Annotated in this window: 18 protein-coding genes; 10 read left to right on the forward strand and 8 right to left on the reverse strand. The window is 62.9% G+C overall.

From position 1 onward, the window contains the following. Positions 1 to 172 precede the first annotated feature (172 nt). Positions 173 to 340, forward strand: coding sequence for a hypothetical protein (locus WOC76_RS08935; protein ID WP_341107488.1), 168 nt, complete (start codon positions 173 to 175; stop codon positions 338 to 340). Positions 341 to 608: 268 nt separating this feature from the next. Here WOC76_RS08935 and WOC76_RS08940 read toward each other — a convergent pair whose 3' ends face one another. After that, positions 609 to 830, reverse strand: a complete 222-nt coding sequence (locus WOC76_RS08940) for a hypothetical protein (RefSeq protein WP_341107486.1) — start codon at positions 828 to 830, stop codon at positions 609 to 611. A gap of 219 nt (positions 831 to 1,049) precedes the next feature. Here WOC76_RS08940 and lepA point away from each other — a divergent pair, with 219 nt between their 5' ends. The 3 genes from lepA (at position 1,050) to WOC76_RS08955 (ending at position 4,983) form a co-directional block, all read left to right on the forward strand. Then, positions 1,050 to 2,858, forward strand: coding sequence for a translation elongation factor 4 (gene lepA, locus WOC76_RS08945; RefSeq protein ID WP_341107484.1), 1,809 nt, complete (start codon positions 1,050 to 1,052; stop codon positions 2,856 to 2,858). A 581-nt stretch (positions 2,859 to 3,439) separates the two neighbouring features. Further along, positions 3,440 to 4,399 carry a helix-turn-helix domain-containing protein gene (locus tag WOC76_RS08950; protein ID WP_341107482.1) on the forward strand — a complete coding sequence of 320 codons (960 nt, stop codon included), beginning with the start codon at positions 3,440 to 3,442 and terminating at the stop codon, positions 4,397 to 4,399. Between the two features lie 188 nt (positions 4,400 to 4,587). After that, positions 4,588 to 4,983: a hypothetical protein gene (locus WOC76_RS08955; protein WP_341107480.1), complete on the forward strand. Its 396-nt coding sequence runs from the start codon at positions 4,588 to 4,590 to the stop codon at positions 4,981 to 4,983. A 17-nt stretch (positions 4,984 to 5,000) separates the two neighbouring features. On the opposite strand, the gene WOC76_RS08960 is transcribed toward WOC76_RS08955, so the two are convergent. The 4 genes from WOC76_RS08960 to WOC76_RS08975 form a co-directional block, all read right to left on the reverse strand. Beyond that, on the reverse strand, positions 5,001 to 5,903 hold the full coding sequence (locus WOC76_RS08960; protein ID WP_341388044.1) for an EamA family transporter: 903 nt from the start codon (positions 5,901 to 5,903) through the stop codon (positions 5,001 to 5,003). A gap of 34 nt (positions 5,904 to 5,937) precedes the next feature. Next, positions 5,938 to 6,675: a class I SAM-dependent methyltransferase gene (locus WOC76_RS08965; RefSeq protein WP_341107474.1), complete on the reverse strand. Its 738-nt coding sequence runs from the start codon at positions 6,673 to 6,675 to the stop codon at positions 5,938 to 5,940. A gap of 62 nt (positions 6,676 to 6,737) precedes the next feature. Beyond that, positions 6,738 to 7,463: an MOSC domain-containing protein gene (locus WOC76_RS08970; protein WP_341107472.1), complete on the reverse strand. Its 726-nt coding sequence runs from the start codon at positions 7,461 to 7,463 to the stop codon at positions 6,738 to 6,740. Beyond that, positions 7,460 to 7,930 carry a peroxiredoxin family protein gene (locus WOC76_RS08975; protein ID WP_341107470.1) on the reverse strand — a complete coding sequence of 157 codons (471 nt, stop codon included), beginning with the start codon at positions 7,928 to 7,930 and terminating at the stop codon, positions 7,460 to 7,462. Before WOC76_RS08975 ends, WOC76_RS08970 begins: the two co-directional genes overlap by 4 nt. Before the next feature lie 151 nt (positions 7,931 to 8,081). On the opposite strand from WOC76_RS08975, the gene WOC76_RS08980 reads away from it, so the two are divergent. From WOC76_RS08980 to WOC76_RS08995, 4 genes are all read left to right on the forward strand, one after another. Then, a complete protein-coding gene (locus tag WOC76_RS08980; RefSeq protein WP_341107468.1) occupies positions 8,082 to 8,879 on the forward strand; it encodes a metallophosphoesterase family protein in 798 nt (265 codons plus the stop codon). 116 nt (positions 8,880 to 8,995) lie between these two features. Beyond that, entirely contained in the window at positions 8,996 to 9,913 is a 918-nt protein-coding gene (locus tag WOC76_RS08985; protein WP_341107466.1) for a hypothetical protein, read from the forward strand. Next, on the forward strand, positions 9,906 to 10,472 hold the full coding sequence (locus tag WOC76_RS08990) for a chromate transporter (RefSeq protein ID WP_341107464.1): 567 nt from the start codon (positions 9,906 to 9,908) through the stop codon (positions 10,470 to 10,472). The genes WOC76_RS08985 and WOC76_RS08990 overlap by 8 nt, the downstream gene beginning before the upstream one ends. Further along, the gene (locus tag WOC76_RS08995) at positions 10,469 to 10,990 is read left to right on the forward strand and encodes a chromate transporter (RefSeq protein ID WP_341107462.1); all 522 of its coding nucleotides are present in this window, start codon (positions 10,469 to 10,471) and stop codon (positions 10,988 to 10,990) included. Before WOC76_RS08990 ends, WOC76_RS08995 begins: the two co-directional genes overlap by 4 nt. A gap of 1 nt (position 10,991) precedes the next feature. Here WOC76_RS08995 and WOC76_RS09000 read toward each other — a convergent pair whose 3' ends face one another. Then, positions 10,992 to 11,477: a Crp/Fnr family transcriptional regulator gene (locus tag WOC76_RS09000; protein ID WP_341107460.1), complete on the reverse strand. Its 486-nt coding sequence runs from the start codon at positions 11,475 to 11,477 to the stop codon at positions 10,992 to 10,994. 152 nt (positions 11,478 to 11,629) lie between these two features. Here WOC76_RS09000 and WOC76_RS09005 point away from each other — a divergent pair, with 152 nt between their 5' ends. After that, the gene (locus tag WOC76_RS09005; protein WP_341107458.1) at positions 11,630 to 11,884 is read left to right on the forward strand and encodes a hypothetical protein; all 255 of its coding nucleotides are present in this window, start codon (positions 11,630 to 11,632) and stop codon (positions 11,882 to 11,884) included. 124 nt (positions 11,885 to 12,008) lie between these two features. Next, on the forward strand, positions 12,009 to 12,992 hold the full coding sequence (locus WOC76_RS09010) for a YihY/virulence factor BrkB family protein (protein WP_341107457.1): 984 nt from the start codon (positions 12,009 to 12,011) through the stop codon (positions 12,990 to 12,992). Here the strand turns inward: WOC76_RS09010 and WOC76_RS09015 are convergent. Continuing rightward, positions 12,989 to 13,819: a sodium:proton exchanger gene (locus WOC76_RS09015; protein ID WP_341107455.1), complete on the reverse strand. Its 831-nt coding sequence runs from the start codon at positions 13,817 to 13,819 to the stop codon at positions 12,989 to 12,991. The two genes, WOC76_RS09010 and WOC76_RS09015, sit on opposite strands and share 4 nt — an antisense overlap. Beyond that, the gene (locus WOC76_RS09020) at positions 13,759 to 14,052 is read right to left on the reverse strand and encodes a hypothetical protein (RefSeq protein WP_341107453.1); all 294 of its coding nucleotides are present in this window, start codon (positions 14,050 to 14,052) and stop codon (positions 13,759 to 13,761) included. Before WOC76_RS09020 ends, WOC76_RS09015 begins: the two co-directional genes overlap by 61 nt. Positions 14,053 to 14,077 lie beyond the last annotated feature (25 nt).

Here is a 14,077-nt window from a genome sequence, read left to right on the forward strand (position 1 = left end):
GACCAAAATCATGCGCATCGGTTGCCCCGAGCTCAATTAGGCTCCCCCAGCGTAGCAGCCATTCAGCGCGGAAGCTAGACGTTGCTCTTAATCCGAGCCTCTGGAAAGTGGATTCTACAGTCTCGGCAAACGCGTTTTGGGCCCTATGTGCCAATGTATGAGCCAGCGATCAATGCGATACGACAGAGACGACCCGGCGCGCTATGAACGGGCGAAACGCCGCAAGCTGATCGAAGCCGGGAAAATCCCCGGCCTCTTCGTCCCGGGCAGCAAGAAATTGCATCCCGAGGTCAAGGCGCTGATCGACAGCGCGATCGCCAGGAAGGCGAATGGATTGTAACGGCCGCCCTCAGTCGTTGCGCAGCCAGAAATATCCGACGGTGGCGGCCCCGACCGCCAGCACCAGAACGAAAAGCCCGTAACCCGCCATGGCGTCCTCCCCAGAGCGCAGGAGACGCTCGTCAGGGCGTCTCGTCCGTGATCCGGAACCTTGCGCCGTGTCGGCTGGCCGCGCGACCGCAATTCCAGCCAACTTTCGGACAGAACGAGCACATTTGGCCGCTTGGGCGTGGGCGGCGATCGCCGCCCTACAACCGGCGGCAGCGCCTTCAGGCGGCCTTGGCGTATGCGCGATCGAACAGGCGCAGGGTCTGGACCAGATCCGAGACATACCCGTCCGCGCCGAGTTCAGCGAACCTCCCAATATCGTTCAGGATCATGCGTCGGACGGTCGAGGGGCCGCGGCTGATATTGCAAAGATAGCCGGCCAGCATTTTTGCCGGGCGGTCATCTGGGCCTGTCGAGACAGGCTCAGCCTGAAAATGCCGCATCGCTTCCTCCCGTGACCATGAGCTTGGCTTTTTTCAGCCGTCGCTTTCGCCAACCTTGCCATCATGCCGAGCGCCTGCCGGATCGAGAAACCTGTGGAAAATACGGGACCCATTTTGCGGTGCGGAAATCCGCCTCGGGCGCTTGCTTGCGGGTTGCCGACGCCGCTTGGTTAATCGCGCCCTTCCCTTTACGGGCGGGCGCTGCTATCCCCACGCGCCATGAGCACCCCCCACAAATTCGACAACATCCGCAATTTCTCCATCGTGGCCCACATCGACCATGGCAAGTCGACGCTCGCGGACCGCCTGATTCAGGAGACCGGGACGCTCGCCGCCCGCGAGATGGTGGAGCAGGTGCTCGATTCGATGGATATCGAGCGTGAGCGCGGCATCACGATCAAGGCGCAGACGGTGCGCCTGCACTACCGCGCCAAGGATGGAAAAGAGTATATTCTCAATCTGATGGACACGCCCGGCCACGTTGACTTCGCCTATGAGGTGTCGCGGTCGCTGAAAGCCTGCGAGGGCTCGCTCCTGGTCGTGGACGCCTCACAGGGGGTCGAGGCGCAGACGCTCGCCAATGTCTATCAGGCGATCGATGCGGGCCACGAGATCGTGCCTGTCCTGAACAAGATCGACCTGCCGGCGGCCGAGCCCGACCGCATCAAGGAGCAGATCGAGGAGGTCATCGGCCTCGACGCCTCCGACGCGGTTCTCATTTCCGCCAAGACGGGCATCGGCATCCCGGACGTGCTGGAGGCGATCGTCACGCGCCTGCCGCCACCGCAGGGCGACGAAAAGGGGCCTCTCAAGGCGCTGCTGGTCGACAGCTGGTATGACGCCTATCTCGGCGTCGTGGTGCTGGTGCGCATCTTCGACGGCACGCTGAAGAAGGGCCAGAAAATCCAGATGATGGGCACGGGCGCCCATTACGAGGTCGACAAGATCGGCGTCTTCCGCCCCAAGATGCAGGACGTGGCGGCCCTCGGACCGGGGGAAGTCGGTTTCATCACGGCGCAGATCAAGCAGGTGGCCGACACCCGCGTCGGCGATACGATCACCGATGAGCGCAAGCCCTGCGCGGAGGCGCTGCCGGGCTTCAAGCCGGCGCAGCCGGTGGTCTTCTGCGGCCTGTTCCCGGTCGACGCCGCCGATTTCGAGGATTTGCGCGCCGCGATCGGCAAGCTGCGCCTCAACGACGCGAGCTTCTCTTATGAAATGGAGACTTCGGCGGCGCTGGGCTTCGGCTTCCGCTGCGGCTTCCTCGGCCTTCTGCATCTTGAGATCATTCAGGAGCGGCTCCACCGCGAATTCAATCTCGATCTCATCGCGACGGCGCCCTCGGTCGTCTACAAGATTTTGCTCACCAATGGCGACGAGATCGAGCTGCACAACCCGGCCGACATGCCGGATGTCGTGAAGATCGAGGAAATCAAGGAGCCCTGGATTCGGGCCACGATCCTGACGCCCGACGAATATCTCGGCTCAGTGCTGAAACTCTGCCAGGACCGGCGCGGCGTGCAGGTCGATCTCAACTATGTCGGCAAGCGCGCGATGGCGGTCTATGACCTGCCGCTCAACGAGGTGGTCTTCGACTTCTACGATCGTCTGAAGTCCATATCGAAGGGCTACGCCAGCTTCGACTATCAGCTCACCGACTATCGCGCCGGCGATCTCGTGAAGATGAGCATTCTTGTCAATTCCGAGCCCGTGGACGCCTTGTCCATGCTGGTGCATCGCACCCGCGCGGAGGGGCGCGGGCGCCAGATGTGCGAGAAGCTCAAGGAGCTCATCCCGCCGCATATGTTCCAGGTGCCGATCCAGGCGGCGCTCGGCGGCAAGATCATCGCCCGCGAAACGGTGCGCGCCTTCCGCAAGGACGTGACCGCCAAATGTTACGGCGGCGACGTGACGCGTAAGCGCAAGCTGCTCGAGAAGCAGAAGGAAGGCAAGAAGAAGATGCGCCAGTTCGGGCGGGTGGAGATCCCGCAAGAGGCGTTCATCGCCGCCCTGAAGATGGAGGAGTAGGGGCGTCCTCCTTCAGCCGTCGCGCCGCCGCCATACGCGCGGCGCCTGTGCGACCTGCACGAAAATCTGGCTGCGCCGCCCGACCCCGCGTGATGGAAGATCACGCCGGTTGTAAGTATCCGCGATTGGCCGAGGCCCGTTGAGGCGCTTGGGCGCTCGAATGTTTTGCACAATATGGCGAGACGGCGTCGTCGCCGGAAGTTAAGCCCAACGCGGGGCGCAAACTCTCTAATTGATGTTGATTTGCCCTAAGAGAGAAGTGAACGTTGTTTACGTAGCGGGCAATCCGTAGAGCATACGCGGCAATGTGCGCAATTGGAGGCCGCGTTGCGCTCACTTGACGTATTTCTGTTGACCGAAAGTCCGCCGGATCTCGCTGGAAAAGCTTCATTCCTGATTAAATCTCGCGCCAGCGCGCGCTGAGTGCGGCGAATTTGCGACGTTATCTTACGAAATACTTATCTTGTCGCTGCTGGCGCCGTGGCGTAGGATCGTAACAGAAAATAACGGATCGTAACTACAAGATGATCTCTCCACGAGCTATGTCTCTGCCTTTCGGGAGGCGGAGCTGCGAGCATTTCATGGATATTCAGGCCTTCGCCAACAGGTTTCGCGAGGTCTCTCCGTCCGTGCTCGAGATGGACGCCGTTCCCGCCGACGGCAAAGATCCCCAAGGTTTCGAGGGCTTCGTTTCCGCAATCGAAATCAGTTCCCAGACGCTGGTCTCCGCTTGTATGGATCCCGTAAAGTGGTCCGTTAAAAGCTCGGATCACTTTGAGTTCCACATCCCTTTTATCGGAGGTTATGAGGCCGCCGTTGGTGGAAAAAGGATCAAAGTGGAAGCGGGGAGAAGCGTCGCCCTGCTTGTGCCGGATGTGGCTCACGAGGGCGTCACGACCCAGGCTAGTTTCGGCATTATTCGGCTCAAAAGAGAACAGCTGGTTGCAACGATAAGAGCCATGTCCTGGGCCATGGGCGTCGAACTGCCCATGTCGAGGGTAATGGAGAGTTCGTCGATTGCAGCGGATGCTGGCTCCATAAATTTCCGGGACTTCTTTTCAGGCCTTTTCAATCTGGTTGACGAATGCAGAGGCAACCAGTCCGTGCTGAACCGCATGTGCCTTGACGATGTGATCGCGAGGGCGATGGTTTCGCTGATTTACCGCGACAGAATACTGATTGACGCCGCGCAAGAGAATATTCCGCGCATGAACAAAAACATCGATACGATCTGCGAGCACATAAGAAATCATCCCGAAAGATGGGTTTCCAAAACCGAGATGGAGAGACTGACGGGAATATCGGGCAGAGCCATTCAATATGGTTTTCAAAAAAGGTATTTTGTCGGCCCAATGGAATGGCAGAAACGCGAAAAGTTGCGCCTCGCAAGACAGTTGCTGCTGGAGTCAGGGGATAATGCAACTATCGGGTCCATATCGGACCGGCTGGGTTTCTCCTCTCCATCCAGATTTACAATAGAGTTCAGGAAGCTGTTCGGGGAGTCGCCGAGCGGTCTCAGAAATCGTCGACGCGCTTCTTGAGAAGGCGCTTCAGGAGGCGGCGGCATTCCGAAGTTGAATATCTTATTTCCGAAAAATGTCTTTTTTCTGGATTGTTATGATGCTTCTGTCTTTTTGGGGAACAGCGGGCACGGAGCGTTCACGTGACAGAACCAGGAAATTCGTCTGACAGAACATTTTACCGGAGAAGCTGCGTATGGCGTTTGGCCATGTTTTGCGCCGGCCTGGCTTTGGCCCTGATCGTTGCGGCTCTCCTCACGCGCTCGGTTGAAGTGAGGACGCTGGTTCTCGTCCTTTCTTTATATTTTGCTCTCTCTTTTTTCAGCGAGCTGCTCGGGGTTGCTCTCGCCGGTCATGCTATTTCTTTCCCGCGCCGAGTGCTGAAAATGTTTCCCCTTCCCGTTCTTTTGCGAAGGTCTCTGAATGTCTCAGATATTTACGTAATTTATTCCTTCAGTAGTCCGGGACTCCAAAGATGCACTGTCGCAACCTTTCAGGGCGGTAGGGAAACCATCTATTTCCCCGACAGGGACGCGAAATATGCGTTCTTTTCGTCACTGAACTCTGTCAACCGCGAGATAAAAATCGTGCGTATTGCGAACTAGACGGGCCCTGAAGAGATTCACCCTCGCGCCAGCACGATCATCAGCGCGCCGGCGAGCATGACTCCCGCCCCCAGCAACCGCCCGCCGTTCTCCTCCTTGAGGACGCGCCCGCTCGCGAGGACCGTGAACAACGCCGAGAGGCGCTTGATCGCGATGACGTAAGGCGTGAAGAGGACGGTGAGCGCCCACATCTGCAGGGCCGCGCCAAAGGACAGGGCGGAGCCGGCGACGAGCGCATGACGCAAAGCTCTCGGATGCGCGCCTGGGCGGCCGCTCGCGAGCCAATAGCCCAGCGAACAGATCGCGATGAAGGCGCTTAGCGTCGTCATGTAGATGAGCGGGGCCGACGCCTTCACGGCAAGCTTGTCCAGATTGGCGCAGATGCTCCAGATACTTGCCGTCACGATCATGTAACGCGGCCCGGCATGACGGATGAAAACGCTGAAATTCAGCTTTTTCTTGCTGTCCTGATTGACGTCGAGAAGGCCGACGCCGAGCACGGTGAGGATGACGCCGAGAATGCCCATCGGGGGCGCCGTTTCGCCTGTCATGATCGGCGAGGTGACGAGCATCAGCACCGGCGTCAGCAGGACGAGCGGCGCGACGAGCGAGGCGTCGGACAGGCGGAAAGCGCGAATGAAGAAGACATAAGCCACGACGTTGAGGGCGCCGTTGAGGACGAGAAGGCTCCAGAACCCCGGCTTCGTTAGGGTCTCGAGCGTTTCCACCGGCGCGCTCAGCAGCCCGGGATAGGCGACGGCGCTGGCGATGACCAGCAGAAACGTACACATCGTCCATTGCGCCGCGAGGATGGCCCGATCGTCGGCCGCGCGGGTCGCGGCTTTAGTGCCGAGATCCGTGACCGTTTGGCACAGGGCGGTGATGAGCGAGCCGAAGAGGGCGAGAAGGGCGAGATCCATCTACAGGCCATAGCTCGCGCGTGTGATTTTGCAATTAAGGTTTTGCGGCTTGCACCAGCGTATCGACGCCGTCACGGAAATTGACCTCGACCGGTGAGAAGCCGAGCGAGGCAAGCTGATCGAGCGCCGGCCGGAAATACATGATGTGGTCGGGGGATTCGTCGCTGTAGAGATGCACGATCCAGTCTTCGAGCAGATCGAGCCGGTCGAGCTCCCTGAAGAGCTTGAACCACTGGCGCACCATCGCCTGCGTGTCGGCAAGATGCGCGGCGCGGTCGTCGATGGCATAGCGGTCGCCATTCACGAAGAGCCCGCCCGGCGCGAGCACGCGATAAACTTCCGCGAGGACTTGCAGGCGATATTCTTGCGAAAAATTGTGAATTGCGTAGTTGGACGCGACGATGTCGACGCTTGCGTCGGAGAGGGCCTTCAGCGCCGAGAGCGCATCTGCCTCCCTGAAGTCGACGCGGCCGGCCTTCACATAGTCGGAAAGACTCTCGCGCGCCTGATCGAGCATTCTCGCGGCGCTGTCGATGGCGATCAAGTGGAGGTCGTCGCGCGCGGCGAGGAGCGCGAGCGTGCTGATGCCGGTGCCGCAGCCGATCTCGAAACCCTCGAGGGCCGCGCCCGGCCTGAAGGTCCCCACGATCTCGCCGACGCGTTTGGCCAGCAGGACGTGATTGGGGCACATCAGCCGAAGGAAGTCATATTCCGCGCCGATCCTGCCGGTGAAAAGATTGTCTTGCAGCGTTACATGCGGGCGGGCGGACATTTCTGCTCCTTCGCGGCTCCTTGAAGGGCCGGATTCAAAAAAGCATTCGGGATTGCGGCATGTTAGAAACTTCGCCCGCCCGTGGCAATCTCGCCGCCCGTCGCTGGGCCCTCGAGGCGCATGTCCCAGCTTTCGACCCTGCCGTTCTCCAGCCGCCGCCGGGCGAGACGCCGCCAGCCCTGTGCGAGCGGCGCCAGTTCGGCCATGGCGAAAAGGCCGGTGCGATCTCCTGTTTCGAGGTAGAGCAGGCGGTTGAGCCGCGATAGCGGCCAGTCGGGGCAGGGGCGTTCGGCGAGAATGAGCCGGTCGCCCGGCTTGGCGATTCCATCGGCGAGCACGCGGTAATACCATCCGGCGCGGCCACTCTTCTGGACGCGGCGCGCCATGTCCGCGACCCCAAAACGCCGGTTGAGCTTCCAGCACGGCTGGCGGCCCTGGCTGACCTGCAAAAGCGCGGTTCCGAATTCGACGATGTCGCCGAGATAGACGTTGTCCTCCGTCCATCCCTTTGTGGACAGGTTCTCGCCGAAGGCGCCTGGCGTTGCGAGCGGCGCGGCGGGGCCGATCTCGGCGCGCCAGGCGGCGTAATGGTCGAAGGCGTAATGATGCAGCGCCTTCTCGGGGCCGCCGTGATGGGCAAGGTCTGCCTGCGCATCGCCGCGGAGGCCGCCCGCATCGATACGCCACGGGCCGGGTGCGGGCTTCTTGTCGATGCCGCTCATGCAACCGCCGCCGAGCAGGGCGACGGCGCCTGTCAATACGAGCGGCTGGACCGCTGGCGGCGTCATGCCCGCTCCGCGAGAAGTGAGCCAATGATGGCCCCGAGCGCCATATCGTCCTCCTGCCCGAAGCCGTGATGGCGGATCGACCCGTCGCGCCCGATTATGATGGCGGTCGGCGTGCCGCGCATCTGATAGCGCCGCATGGTGAGCGGGATCGGCCCGTCTTCGGCCGCCTCGTCGACTCCGATGGGGAAAGTGAGCCGATATTCGTGAATGAAGGCCTCGAGCGAGACGGGCGTCATTGCAGCGTGATGCTCGAAAACCGTGTGCAGACCCAGAACCGTGAGATCAGTGTTGCGAAAAAGCTCATGCGCGCGCTGGGCCTGCGGCGTCCCATGCGCCACGCAGCCGGGGCAAAGCATCTGGAAGGCGTGGAGCATCACGACGCGCCCGCGTAAATCCGCGAGCGCAACGGGTCGCTGCGTATTGAACCAGCGCGAAACGGAAAGCTCCGGCGCGATCGGCGCGTTCATGCAGTCCCATCCTCCTTTTACGCCAGAGATTGCGTCCTGGCCGTGCTTTTGCAAGGGCCACCCGAGGGCAAAGCGGAGAGCCTTTACCTTTTGGCCAAATTGCGAGAGCTTCGCAGGACAGCCGCTCGCGGCGCCACCGAGGTCAAGCTTCATGCGCTGGCTCATCGTCTCGGACCTGCATTATGCGCTGCCGCAGTTCGACTGGCTGGCGCGCGCCGCTCCGCAGTTCGACCTCGTGATTTTCGCCGGCGACGCACTCGACGCCGGCTCGATCGTCGATTTCGCAGCGCAGACGGTGGTGGTGCGCAAATATCTGGAGCGTCTGGCGGCGACCACGCGGGTCATCTTCTGCAGCGGCAACCACGATCTCGACGCCCGCAGCGAGAGCGGCGAGAAGATCGCGCGCTGGGTCGAGGAGGCGCGCCTGTCGGGCGTCGCCTGCGACGGCGACGCCATTGTCGTCGGCGATGTGCTGTTCTCGGTTTTTCCCTGGTGGGACGGGCCGCTTGTGAAGGAAAGGCTGCTGCGCCAACTCGCATTGGACGCCCAGCGGCGAGAGGGTCGGCGATGGGTCTGGGCGCATCACGCGCCGCCCCGACAATCGCCGACGAGCTGGTCCGGCAAGCAGAGTTTCGGCGACGCAGACCTCGTCGAGTGGATCGGGCAATACAGGCCGGATGTCGTCATCTGCGGCCACATCCATCAATCGCCCTTCGTTGCCGAGGGCTCCTGGATCGACCGGCTCGGCGACACATGGGTGCTCAACGCCGGCCGCCAATATGGCGCGCCGCCCGCCTATATCGCCATTGACGCCATCCGCGACGAGGCGTTGTGGATGTCGGCGATGGGGGCGCAATCGGTGCGCCTCGACCAGCCGCTCGAAAGGCCCATTCCGGCTTTGCGCGCTCTCCCCGACTGGTTCGCGCCGCCGCCCCTTCCGGCTTTTTGAAAAGGCGTCTATCTATCAGATGGCTTTGGCGGTCCAGCTTGACCTGGGTCGAGCGCGGGTGCGACATTCTCCATGCTGCGGACCGCCTCTCGATGAGTGTAAAAAGGGGACGTCGTTTGGCGGATCACCAATCATTCTCTGGCAGTGAAGAATCGCGAGGCTCCTACGTCGACGGCCATCCGCTCGACGAGGTCCATTACATCGAAGCCAAAATCATCCTCAACGGTCTGCGCTTCACCTCGATCCAAAGCTTCCACGACTTCGGAAAACTGGTCCGCAAGGTCGCCAGGCAGCTCCATGTCGACTTCGAAACCGAGCCCTGTGAAGGCCTCCGCCCGCAGATCCGGGAGGTTCTGTTTCTCGATACGAAGGATTTCAAGCTCTACAACAACGCCTTCATCCTGCGGCGCCGTATCGCTTATGAGGATGGGTTCCCGGCCGGCGAACCCGAGATCGTCTTCAAATTCCGCCATCCCGATCTCGAAACCGCCTCCCAGTTGGACGTTCGGCCCAATATTCCGGGCGCGTGGCGCATCAAGTTCAAGGAGGAGTGGCTTCCGGAGAAGACGCGTATCGGCGGCTCGCGCTCGCTCTATTCGCACAATGTCGAGTTCAAGGTAAATCCGCTGAGTTTCAACGAGAACCTCACGGATACGGCGACGCTTGTCGAGGCCTTGCCCGCCCTGCGGCCGCTACTTGTCGAGAAGAAAAGCGGCCAGCTTCAGCTCGTCAACCGCACGGCGGTCGAGGAAGTGCTCCAGCAACTCGGGACGCTCGATTTCGGCAAGGGATTGGAGGCTGCGAGCAACGTGTCGGTGTGGCGCGCGCGCGGCGACCATCGCCAGCTCGTGGGCGAGTTCTCGTTTCAGCACAAGTTTCAGCGCCGCGAGGAGCTGAGCGCCAGGGCGCTGCAGAAATGCGCCGAATTCTTCAGGCTTTTGCAGCACGAAGCGCAGGACTGGATCAGCCTCGGCACGACCAAGACGGGCGCCGTTTACCGGCTCAAGGGCAATCCGCCGCAAAGCCATGAGTGATCCCGCGCCCCAGGTTTCCATCGGCGAGATTTTTCGAGCCTTTCTCACGATCGGCGCGACGAGTCTCGGCGGCGGCGTGGTCGGCTATCTGCGCTCGAGCCTCGTCGGCTCGCTCAAATGGCTGGACGACGAGACTTTCGTCGAATTGCTGGCGATCTGCCAGTCGCTGCCGGGCCTCAACGCCTCCAACATGGCGATTCTCGTTGGCGACCGCCTTCGCGGCGGCCTGGGGGCGGCGGTCGCGCTCGTCGGCATCTGCCTGCCCGGCGGCCTCATCATGGTCGCGGCGGCCATGGCGCTGGGCTCCGGTCTTCACGACCACCCGCTCGTCAGCGCTATCCTGCGCGGAGTCTCGGCCGGCGCGGTGGGCATGGTCATCTATGTGACGACGCAGCTTGGCCGCAAGACGATTCGTCGTCCGGCTGACGCCGTCTTCGCGGCGGCGACGCTGGTTTTTGTCGCCGTGCTCCATGAGTCGGTGCTGCTGGCGCTCGCCGTCGTGGCCCCGATCGCGACGCTTTGGTTCCGCCCACGGAACACTCCAGAGGATCGGCCATGAAGCAGATGGTCGCGCTCGTCGGCGTCTTCGCCTATCTGTCGCTCCTCACCATCGGCGGCGGCATGGCGGCCTTCCCCGAGATGAAGACGCTGACAGTCGGCGTCTTCCACTGGCTGACGAAGGACCAGCTCGTCCATCTCTACAGCATCGGCCAGATGGCGCCCGGCCCAAACATGATGATGATCGCCGGGATCGGCGAATGGGTCGCGGGTCCCGTCGGCGCGATCGCCGTCACCCTCGCTTTCTTCCTGCCGACCGGGTTGCTCACACTTTGGGTCGGCCGCGTCTGGGAGCATCTCGCCGGCTGGCCGTGGCGCGCGTCGATCCAGCGCGCCCTCGGCGTTGTCTCCATCGGCCTCCTGCTCGGCGGCGTGGTCAGCATCAGCAAGGTCGTGCTGACGGGCTGGCACTCGGCTGCGATCGCGGCGGTCGTCTTCGCAATTCTGATGGCGACCGACATGAACCCCCTGCCGTTGATGGCGGCCTCCGCCGTCGCGGGCATACTCTTCTTCCGTTAGGCTAACCGCCGTATCCGTCGCGGTTGGAAACCTGTCCCGCCCCGCTGGCCCTCTGCTGATGCATGAGGGATTCGAGAACCTCCCCGACCATTTCAAGGTGGTTTCCATAACCGGCGAACTGCCGCTTGATGTCCACGAGATAGGTCGTGGCGGCGTTGAGGCGGCGCGCGAGCAGGCGCGAGACCAGCCACGCGAGTTCGGGGCGTCCACTGAGAAAGGCGGCGCCATCCTCGGCGACATGCACGCGCGCTTCCCCCAGGGCGCGGACGGTCGCCGTATGAGGCGAGTCGAGAAGCACCGCCATTTCCCCGATGAGCGAGCCCGGCTCGTCGAGAACAGCAACGCATGTCTCGCCGCGCAACACCTCGAGTCGCCCGTCCAGCAGCGCATAGAGATGACCGGTTCTTTCGCCTTCGGGGAGCAGCGTCTCCCCGTCGGCGAGACGGCGCAGCGGGACGCCGTCGAAATGGGCGAGAATTTCACGCATAGGCTTGTCTCCGGCGCCCCCATGGGCCTTGCGCGGTTTGCAGGGTGCGCGCTCATGGCGGCTCCTGTCAAACTGTGAGGCGCCGGCGCCGTGAAGCAGCCATTTTCGTCGCGGTATTTTGTCGGGTTCGAGCTTTCCACAAGGACAGCGCAATGCTGAAACCCGGATTTCTGGCGGCGTTGGCGGCGGGCCTGCTGCTATGCGCCTGCGAGACGACCACACCCGCCCAGCAGCGCGCGGCGGACGAAGCGCGGTGCCGATCCTATGGCTTCCGGCGCGGGACGGATGGATTTTCCAAGTGCCTGCTCGACGTAGACCTCGACCGGGCCGCCGATCGTCGCGTCCAGCGCGAGGAGCTGTACCTGTCCACCGGGCCGCGCGTCGGGCCGTATTGGCGCTATTGGTGAGGCGGCGCGCGAGGGTCCCCAGGCCGTCGCCCAAAAGTGGAATTTCTGCGGAACGCCAGTCCCTTGGCAAGGTTCTTCCGTGAGAGCGCGACGGGGTGCGCCGTCGCCCGCGGAGGCTTTCGCAATGGCGATGGAGCAGGTTTCGGCATCCGCGCGGGAAGCGTCGGAGAGAGGACGAGAGGCGGCGACGCCTGCTGATATTCCGGCGCGCGGCTGGAGGGATGTGCTCGCTCGCGTCTATGAAAATATTGCCGAGCACCGCATTCTGGCCATCGCCGCCGGCGTGACGTTCTATGCCTTGCTCGCAATCTTTCCGGCGATCGCGGCCTTTGTCGCGCTGTACGGGCTCTTCGCCGATCCGGCGGCGATCAGCGCGCATCTCAATGCGCTTTCCGGCTTCATTCCCGCCGAGGGCCTGTCGATCATCGGGGAGCAAATTCATCGCGTGGCCGCGCAGGGCGCCACGAAGCTCGGCGCAACCTCGATCATCGGTCTGCTCGTGTCGCTCTGGAGCGCCAACGCCGGAATGAAGGCGATCTTCGACGCCCTCAACGTTGTGTATCAGGAAAAAGAGAAGCGCGGCTTCTTCAGGCTCAACGCCGTGACGCTCGCCTTCACGCTCTGTGGCATGGCGACGGTGGCGCTGTCGCTCGGCGTCATGGTCGCCATGCCGCCGGCGCTTCAGGCGCTCCCTCTGCCGGGAGCCGTCGATACGGCGATCGCCTTTCTGCGCTGGCCCCTGCTTCTCGTGCTGATCGCGTTTGCCATTTCGCTCGTCTATCGGTTCGGGCCGAGCCGCGACGGACCCAAATGGCGCTGGGTGAGCTGGGGCGGCGCGCTCGCCGCCTTTCTCTGGCTCGCGGCCTCGCTGCTCTTTTCGTGGTATGCGGCGAACCTCGGCAATTTCAATGAGACCTATGGCTCGTTGGGCGCGGTCATTGGCTTCATGCTATGGATGTGGGCGTCCACCATCGTGCTGCTCACCGGCGCGGAACTCAACGCCGAGATGGAGCATCAAACCGCCAAGGACACGACCGAGGGGAAGTCGCGGCCGCTCGGCAAGCGGGGAGCCGTCATGGCCGACACCATCGGACGGCCGATGAGCTAGCCCCACCAGAAGATGGCGGCGATGATCACATAAAGGCCGACGAGCGCGGCGCCGTCGACCATGTCCGCCTCGCCGTCCACCGTCACCACCGTCACCACCATCACCGACAGGAACATGGCGGCGACGAGGATGGTGGGAGTGGCGAGGGTGAAGGCCGCGCCTCCGAGCATGGCGCTCACCAGCACGAGAATCGGCACGACGACAACGGCGACCTGCAGCGCGCTCGTGAGGACCACGCTGACAGCAAGCTCGGCTTTGCCGGCCGCGGCGAGGCGCAGCCCCACGACATTCTCGATCGCGTTGCCCGCGATGGCGACCACCACAAGGCCCGTGAAGGTCTGGTTGAGCCCCAGCGTATCCATCGCGGGCTCGAGCGCCTCGACGAACCAGTCCGAGACCAGCACGGCCGCCGCCGCGCAGACCAGAAGCACGCCGACCGCAGCGGGAAGCGGCCAGGCATGAGCGCGGGCGTGGGCCTCCGCCGGAACGGCGCGCTGTCCGGGTCCGAGCATCTCCTTCATCATGACGGCGAAAACCAGGAGTAGAACAACCGCGCAAACCACCGCGAGCGGCTGCTCGTGCGCGCCAGCCGGAAGATGCAGCTCGTTGGCGAGCGTCGGCAGCGACAACGCCGAGACCGCGAGCAGCAGGAGCGAGGCGATCATGCGGGGCGTCCGGTTCCCGAAGACGAGCACGCCATGCCGCCATCCGCCCACGATGAAGGCAAGGCCGAGCACGAGCAGGACATTGGCGAGAATCGAGCCGATCAGCGACGCCTGCACCACGGTGACGAGGCCGGCCTGGAGCGAGAAGATGCAGACGAACACTCAGGCAGGCTGCCGACCGCCGCCTGGACGAGGCCAGTGGCGGCGGGGCTCAGATGATTGCCGACCTGGTCGGTCGCTTCGCTGATGACATACGCGACGCCAGCTAGCGCCACGGCGCTCGCGAGAAAGCCCGGGATAGGCCCAGCGTGCCAGACATGCGCCGCGCCGGCGGCGCCGACGAGCGCCGCCGAGGCCGCCATGGCCACAATGTCTTCGCGATCGATCCGCGCCACCGCGTTCCCCTTCCAAGAAGCCCGA

Origin of the sequence: Methylocystis sp. IM3 (assembly GCF_038070105.1) — a bacterium.
Classification (GTDB): domain Bacteria; phylum Pseudomonadota; class Alphaproteobacteria; order Rhizobiales; family Beijerinckiaceae; genus Methylocystis.